Origin of the sequence: Paenibacillus sp. Soil522 (assembly GCF_001428245.1) — a bacterium.
Taxonomy (GTDB): domain Bacteria; phylum Bacillota; class Bacilli; order Paenibacillales; family Paenibacillaceae; genus Pristimantibacillus.
Genome location: NZ_LMRV01000100.1, coordinates 1 through 7,445 on the forward strand (window position 1 = coordinate 1; position 7,445 = coordinate 7,445).

The following is a 7,445-nucleotide window of genomic DNA, read 5'->3' on the forward strand; positions in this document are numbered from 1 at the left end:
CTATCGTCGCCATGAATTTGAGTCCTATCCACAGGCTTATGAAATCGTTAGTCAGTTTATTCAAGACTACAACCGCATTCGCTTACATGGCAGCATTTATGATTTCTCTCCATACGAATATATGAAGGCGATCAAGGATGGGACTGTAAAACCGAAGCAAGTTAAAGTCTAACGATGTTCAAAACATCCATTTGCGAGCAAATGGGAGCATTTCAAAGCAATACTTTGATCCTTATTAAATAAGAGGTGCAGTGTCCACAATAAGGGTGTTTAACCGNCAAAACATCCATTTGCGAGCAAATGGGAGCATTTCAAAGCAATACTTTGATCCTTATTAAATAAGAGGTGCAGTGTCCACAATAAGGGTGTTTAACCGTACGGATCCGCCAGAAGGAGGACGAATATGTCGAGGCAACGAAAGGTGAAAAATTCCTTGATGCAGGAGTTAAAGAAAACCCTTCATACTCTCACGAGGCCAAAACGCCTCCCCAAGAAAACCAAGAGTCGGAAAACCACTTCTACAAAGATGACGACTAAAACCAAGGCCGAAAGCAGCCTAGAATTGCAGAAGAAATTGGAGCAGGATTTAACCCGGAAAATGACGCAGGGTATGCAAAAGATTAAGCCTAAAACCAAGGCCGAAAGCAGCCTAGAATTGCAGAAGAAATTGGAGCAGGATTTAACCCGGAAAATGACGCAGGGTATGCAAAAGATTAAGCAGGAAATGGAACAAGAACTCTTGAAAAAATTGACAAGCAAGAAGGCTGCAACGAATAGTGAGGGAGAAGTTTCTTCCGATGTTAAGAAAACGAAAGTGCGAAAAGTCTCCAAAGGCGTGACTACAGGAAAGTCATCCACTAAAACTACAAAGAGAAAATTTAAACCGGAAACGGATTGTACATTACTTAAATTACTTACTTTATCCGAAAGTTTAGAACGCAGAGTAGTTGTCGGCTATGAGGTTTTAGATAATAGCAGTCAGGAGATCTGGGGCATTGACATCCATGAAGGTGCCAAATTGGCTAGGGCTAAAAAGATCTTGAATACAAAAGTAAAAAGCCGTAAAGTTGGTCCGGAACGACAATACTATTTAGTGCATGTAACGGATGATGCCCTGTATTACTCTGATGAATACGCTAAAGCAGCCCTAGAGCGAGGAAGACTGACAATCCGGAAATATACGCCCGAATTGGCTGACGCTATCAAGAGCGCATACGATTCAGGATACAAAAACAATAGTAAATTGCCTAAACTAGTATAATGACCCGCGATTTTCATCCCGTCGTACGCTAAAAAAACGCAGGAAGAAATTTGACGGATAGAGCCGCGACCGAAAAGAATTTAGGGTCCCTAAACGCGAAACGAGCCTTAGAAGCGATTCTAGAGGCTCGTTTTTTTAAACTCTTTTGTTGTTATGAAAAAAATGGACTTTTGCAGCGGTCTCTAATCGGCGGCTGCATAACACATATTTAATTTACTTAACTATTTTTTTGAAACTTGTTTTCTCTTTTTCTTCTTTAGTGGAAGGCTGAGTTTCTTGGCTATTTCAAAACTTTCTTAGCCAGTTGCTCCATCTCACGGGCAGGGTAATTCTAACTTACAATGTCACCAACTTATGGTAAAATATATCATTTTTGATTGATGAATATTGTCATTCCTTCACGAAAAAAAAGATATTCAATATGAATTATATTGTTGTATACTATTATTCAAATTGAATAACAAATTGAAGACTTTCCTCATTTTACCGGAAGAAACAACAAAAACATTTATTCCCGAAATGGCCTCAGACAACGCGATCATACTCTTTCGGTGATTCTGCTGAGTGTTAGTCTTTTCTGACCCTGTCTTCTCAACTACACCATGTTTTACTGTAATTCGACACAAGGGGGTGTTTAATTCATAACAAACAAGTAGAGTTAATGTCATTTTTAAAAACCAAAAACGGATGGATAGTCAACAAAAATAAATGATAGGTGAGGTGTATTAATGAAACGGCGATTTATACCTTTCGTTTTGGCAGTTATGCTGCTGATACTGATTCTGCTTCCGCCGTTGCATGATTCGTTTTTGACCATTAACTCGGTCTCATCGTTTTTGATATTTTCCAAACGCACGGCGATTTGATAGGTCACGTATATAAAGGAGATAGGTGGATGAGAGTAATGAAAATACGTAACTCATGGTTATGGAGTCTGGTAATCAGTATGTTAATGGCACTGATCCTGCCAATGTATGCGCATGCGCAGGAAAGTATTACAGTAACGATCAAGCAACTAAAGACGGATCAGGCTGCCACAAAGCTAGTCATTACTGCTGCCATTTCTTCCTTGTATGAACTTAAGAGTGTCAATGCATCTACAGAAGGCCGAGAGATACAACTGACGCGCTCCTGCCCCAGCTGTGATTGGACGGGAGAAATGCAGCTGGCCGGTCTGGCAAAAGGTCAACATACCGTTACCGTAACGGCAGTGGACATCTATAATAGTACAGGGACGGGGACTGGAACCTTCAAATATGATGAACCTCCCGTCGTAACGCGATTGGAACCTGCTGCCAATCACTCCGTGATTCGCAACAACAGCCTCCACGTCATCGCTGAAGCCGAAGATGACCTCGTTCAGCCTTCATTTTTGGTAAAAATAGGACGGGCAGACGGTCGCTTCGAACCACATATCGTCGAGAGTGACCAAGGCGCAGGCCGGTTCGACCGTGTATATGATGTCACGCAGGATAACGGTCGTTCGCTGAAAATACTATATTACATCTCGGACGGCACAATACAATATGGGGGCGAAGACAATTATCGGGTAAACGTGTGGCGTACGGTTCATGTAGAATCCAGCCCCGAAATAATTGAGGTACAGCGTGAACCTGAGGCGGAGATTTTGGACGCAGACGTGACTCGACTGCTGCTCATACGGAATGGAACCTTGGTCTTGAAGAACCGCAGTGACGGAACCGAGACGAAACTGCCGCTAGAAAGTGTGGGAAGCACTAGAAGTGAGTTTCAACTGACACCTGCCGGGGCGGTAATGATTGTTGATACGGGTTGGTATCAGCACCGAATTTTTTATTGGAACGGCGAGAAGTTCTCATCCGTTCCGTTTGAGGTAGAGATCAGCTCCCCCAGGCAGGTCAGAGGGAACTATGTCGCATTTGCGTTTGGCGGATATCTTCACTGGATTAACACGGAAACCGGGGCTACCCGCAGCATTCGTTACTATCAAGATTATTTTGAACTGGAACCTAATGGCAGTGTATTGCTCGAACCTGATGACTACAGCGGGCAGAGCGACCGGATCCTTCGCTATGACCCGGTAACGGACAGCACGACGACCGTATTTGAATATCCGGGGGCGCCGCGCGGCCCGGTGAGTGACGGAAAGGCGATTCTGTTCACCTTGAATGACGGCAGCTTGATGAAGGTTCAGGATGGAACAGTGAGCCAAGTGCTCAAAGGAACGGCTGGTGCGGAACGTGCGGAACCTCATTACGGCTATGAAGTAAATAATGGCTGGATAGCGTTCAAAAAGCCGGACACGAATGGTGTGCAGCAACTGTACTTGCAGTCCCCAGACGGTACGGTGACGCAGGCAACTTACTTTAACACAGGGAAGGGGATTCATTCATTGCATGAGTCCGGCACCTTGGTTCTCGGAAATAACTCCAAATTGTATCAGTACCGCCAAGGAATGGACAAACCATCACTGATCGGCGGTGGTGCCGGTGTTGTGAGATGGATCGATGGAAAGCTCCATTACTTATTGGGCGATACGATCTTTGAAGTGAAGTCCGAAACGTCGAGCGATACCAAAGCGCCAGAGTGGCCTGCGGACGACGTGCTGACGGTTACCGATGTGACCTATAACAGCGTACAGCTGAATTGGCATCCGGCTACAGATGAAACGGGTGTAGACAAGTACTTGGTATACCACCAAGACAATACGCTGCTGGATACCCTGAACGGGGACGTGAACAGCTATGAAGTTAAGGGGCTGTCTCCAAGTTCGTCCTACCTCTTTTCATTGGTCGCCGTCGATGCCGCCGGCAACCAAAGTGTGAAAAAAGAAGTGACGGTCACTACTGCAGCATATACGGCTCCCGGCTCTTTTCAGCTTTCCGATTCCAAAACTTATTCAGACGGCTGGTACAATTATGAGTATTCGTTATATTACGGGTACATTTCATCTCCAGGCCAAGTATTGAGTGGATCTTGGAGCCCCCCTAAAGGCTATCATGGGGTCGTTAATGTCTCCATGGGTTCTCCGTATGGAGAAAATTATGACCTTAGTCTGGAGACCGTGGGCGAGGGTAACCGATTACTCACAAATGGTACCGAGTACAGTGCTACCGAGGTGCCCGGAGGTTACAAAGCGGAGTGGAGGGTTAAGGGACATACGGACAAAGATTATAGTCCGGATAAGAAAGTTTTCGTATATGTGTATATCAGATATGACAATCACTGAAGATTATTACTCTGTTTACGATAGATAACGCGGATGGATCTGTGGTATACACGGTGTACTCGGGGAGGTACACGAACACCACAACCTACCTTTATTCTGCTCAAGAGAATAGACACGTGCCTGTATCTGGCGGTCCGGGGAAGTTAGAATAATACCAGGAGTACGTCTTCAGCGGTCCGGGAGAGAAGCAGTACCGGTTTGGAGCATGGTACCGGCTTGACGGCGGTTCATTGTACGTGATTCGAATCTAGCTGAAGAGTATCTTAACAGAAGAACGCAGAAAAGATAAATGCAAAAAACTCTCCTGCCACTACAAGCAAACCTCTTGAAAGCTGCAGGGAAAATGGAGAGAACAGGCTGCCAGTTCTTTTTGATTGAACACGCTTTTTCCGCATGGTAACAAGGGCAATCGCTACTTAAGAAAAAAACGCACCGGGGCCCCGATCTTCCGATTCTGTGTCAAATGGAAGAAAAAGAACATGGCGTATCGACTCTGCGTTGTGCATCATGTATCAATTTATGAATGAAAGGTTGAGAGATTATGAGAAAAATCCCGCTAGGATGGTTGGCCGGTCTGTTTTTATTCCTGCTGATTCCTGTGTATGCGCATGCTGCCGGAGAAATTACAGTGGACATCGGCGATTATGATTTGGGCACTCCGCGGCATACGAAGCTTGCTTTATCCGTAAATGTCCAGTCCGAGTATGAGATTCAGAAAGTTACGGCGAAGGTGGACGATCGGGAGGTCGAGCTCGAGCTTGCCGACTGTGGTGCGGGCTGTACATGGTGGACCGCGGATTTCCCCTTGGACGGGCTGAAGCAGGGTGTAAAGACTCTTACCGTTACCGCTTTTGATTATGCGGGCCGGACCGGCACAATGACGAAGAACTTCCTCCACGATGCTCCTCCGGAAGTACAAATCACCGGCGTATCGAAGCATCATGTCGTCCAGAACGGCAAATTCCGGGCTCTCGTAAGCACAAAGGACGAGTTATCCATTCCGGTTATCCGCGTATCGCTCTCAACTGCCGATCGAGTAATCGAGACGCTTGAAGTTAAAGGTTCCCTGGACCATGAATTCGACCTGACTGCCTATAAGGATCAGCTTGTTACCTACCGGGTACAAGTATATGATTGGGCAAACGTTTATTATCGCAATTTGCGCTTTTCTTCGGAATATCATTTGTACGTTGATCCCTCTTCAACACTAATTCCGGTAGATAGCGTGGAAGGAACGATCGTGGATTTCGACGACACCCGAACCCTCTACTATGACACCGACTACAAGTTGCGGATCAAGAACCGCACGGACGGGACGGAAACCATCATCAATGATCCTCCCAATTATGGTTTGGGCAAGTCGCTGCTGACACCTACAGGTGCACTGATAAGAGCTTTTTGTGGCAAAGACTGTGGTAAGTATTTCCTGTGGAATTCCGGTCAACTGAAGGATACGGGCATTTGGGCATCGCAGTCTTTTTTTGTACAAACCAACGGAAAATATGCTTTCTCTGGCTATACAAGAGATCTGATCGATACCGAAACCGGGGAGACCCGCAATTTCGAAGGAGTGGGCAATGTCGCGCTGGCAGCGGACGGCAGCTTTGTCGCGGCTGATAACGAGGGAATCACCCTGTTTCAGCCCGATGGTACAAGCAGCCAGCTAATCAAAACCCGCCTCGAATATCCATCGCTCGTGTCTGATGGAAAGACCGTGCTGCTTAACACCAATAGCCGCGATATATTGAAATATGCCGACGGTTCTCTCACGGAGATCAGTAAATCTATTTCCGATCATGATACTACGAGTCCGCATTCTGATTTCGAGATCAATCAGGGGTGGATCGCCTACACGAAGCCCACACCGAGCGGACGCAGACAAATTTTCTTGGAATCTCCGCAGGGAACTGTGACTCAAGTTACATATTTCAATGGAAATCCGAAAATCCACGCTTTGAACGAACACGGGACTTTGGCAATCACGTATAATAGCGACCTGTATATGTACCATCCTGGAGATCAGGAACCGAAAAAACTCATATCCGATAGTCCCAACATCTCTTATCACAACGGTGCATGGTACCAAGCGGTCGAGGGTACTCTGTTCCGTCTAAGCTTCGGACCGTCTGCACCCGGGGACACTACCGCACCTCAGTGGCCTGCTGGCGATGTTCTGACGGTTACCGATGTGACCTATAACAGCGTACAGCTGAATTGGCAGCCGGCCACGGATGAAACGGGTGTAGACAAGTACTTGCTATACCAAGACAATACGCTGCTGGATACACTGAACGGGGATGTGAGCAGCTATGAAGTGAAGGGGTTGTCTCCAAAGTCGTCGTACCTCTTCTCACTGGTCGCCGTCGATGCCGCCGGCAACCAAAGNCTGACGGTTACCGATGTGACCTATAACAGCGTACAGCTGAATTGGCAGCCGGCCACGGATGAAACGGGTGTAGACAAGTACTTGCTATACCAAGACAATACGTTGCTGGATACCCTGAACGGGGATGTGAGCAGCTATGAAGTGAAGGGGTTGTCTCCAAAGTCGTCGTACCTCTTCTCACTGGTCGCCGTCGATGCCGCCGGCAACCAAAGTGTGAAACAAGAAGTGACGGTCACTACTGCTGCATATGCGACTCCCGGCTCTTTTCAGCTTTCCGATTCCAAAACTTATTCATACGGCGGATCCAATTATGAGTTTTTGTTATATTACGGGTACATTTCGTCCTCAGGACAAGAGTTGNGGCTCTTTTCAGCTTTCCGATTCCAAAACTTATTCATACGGCGGATCCAATTATGAGTTTTTGTTATATTACGGGTACATTTCGTCCTCAGGACAAGAGTTGAGTGGATCATGGAGCCCCCCTGAAGGTTTTCATGGAGTCGTTAAGGTCTCCATGGCCTCGCCGTATGGGGAAGATTATGACCTTAGTCTGGAGACCGTGGGCGAGGGTAACCGATTGYCGGAAGATA

4 protein-coding genes are annotated in these 7,445 nt (G+C 46.5%); all 4 read left to right on the forward strand.

Annotation, left to right across the window (positions count from 1 at the left end):
• The first annotated feature begins 403 nt into the window (after positions 1 to 403).
• Positions 404 to 1,261, forward strand: a complete 858-nt coding sequence (locus tag ASG81_RS27985) for a hypothetical protein (RefSeq protein ID WP_056642580.1) — start codon at positions 404 to 406, stop codon at positions 1,259 to 1,261.
• 895 nt (positions 1,262 to 2,156) lie between these two features.
• Positions 2,157 to 4,469 carry a fibronectin type III domain-containing protein gene (locus ASG81_RS27990; protein WP_056642583.1) on the forward strand — a complete coding sequence of 771 codons (2,313 nt, stop codon included), beginning with the start codon at positions 2,157 to 2,159 and terminating at the stop codon, positions 4,467 to 4,469.
• A 2,002-nt stretch (positions 4,470 to 6,471) separates the two neighbouring features.
• A partial coding sequence (locus ASG81_RS34255) for a fibronectin type III domain-containing protein (protein WP_442952971.1) occupies positions 6,472 to 6,854 on the forward strand: 383 nt, incomplete at its 3' end.
• Between the two features lies 1 nt (position 6,855).
• The coding region (locus tag ASG81_RS34260; protein WP_442952970.1) for a fibronectin type III domain-containing protein at positions 6,856 to 7,215 on the forward strand (360 nt) is incomplete at its 3' end.
• Positions 7,216 to 7,445 lie beyond the last annotated feature (230 nt).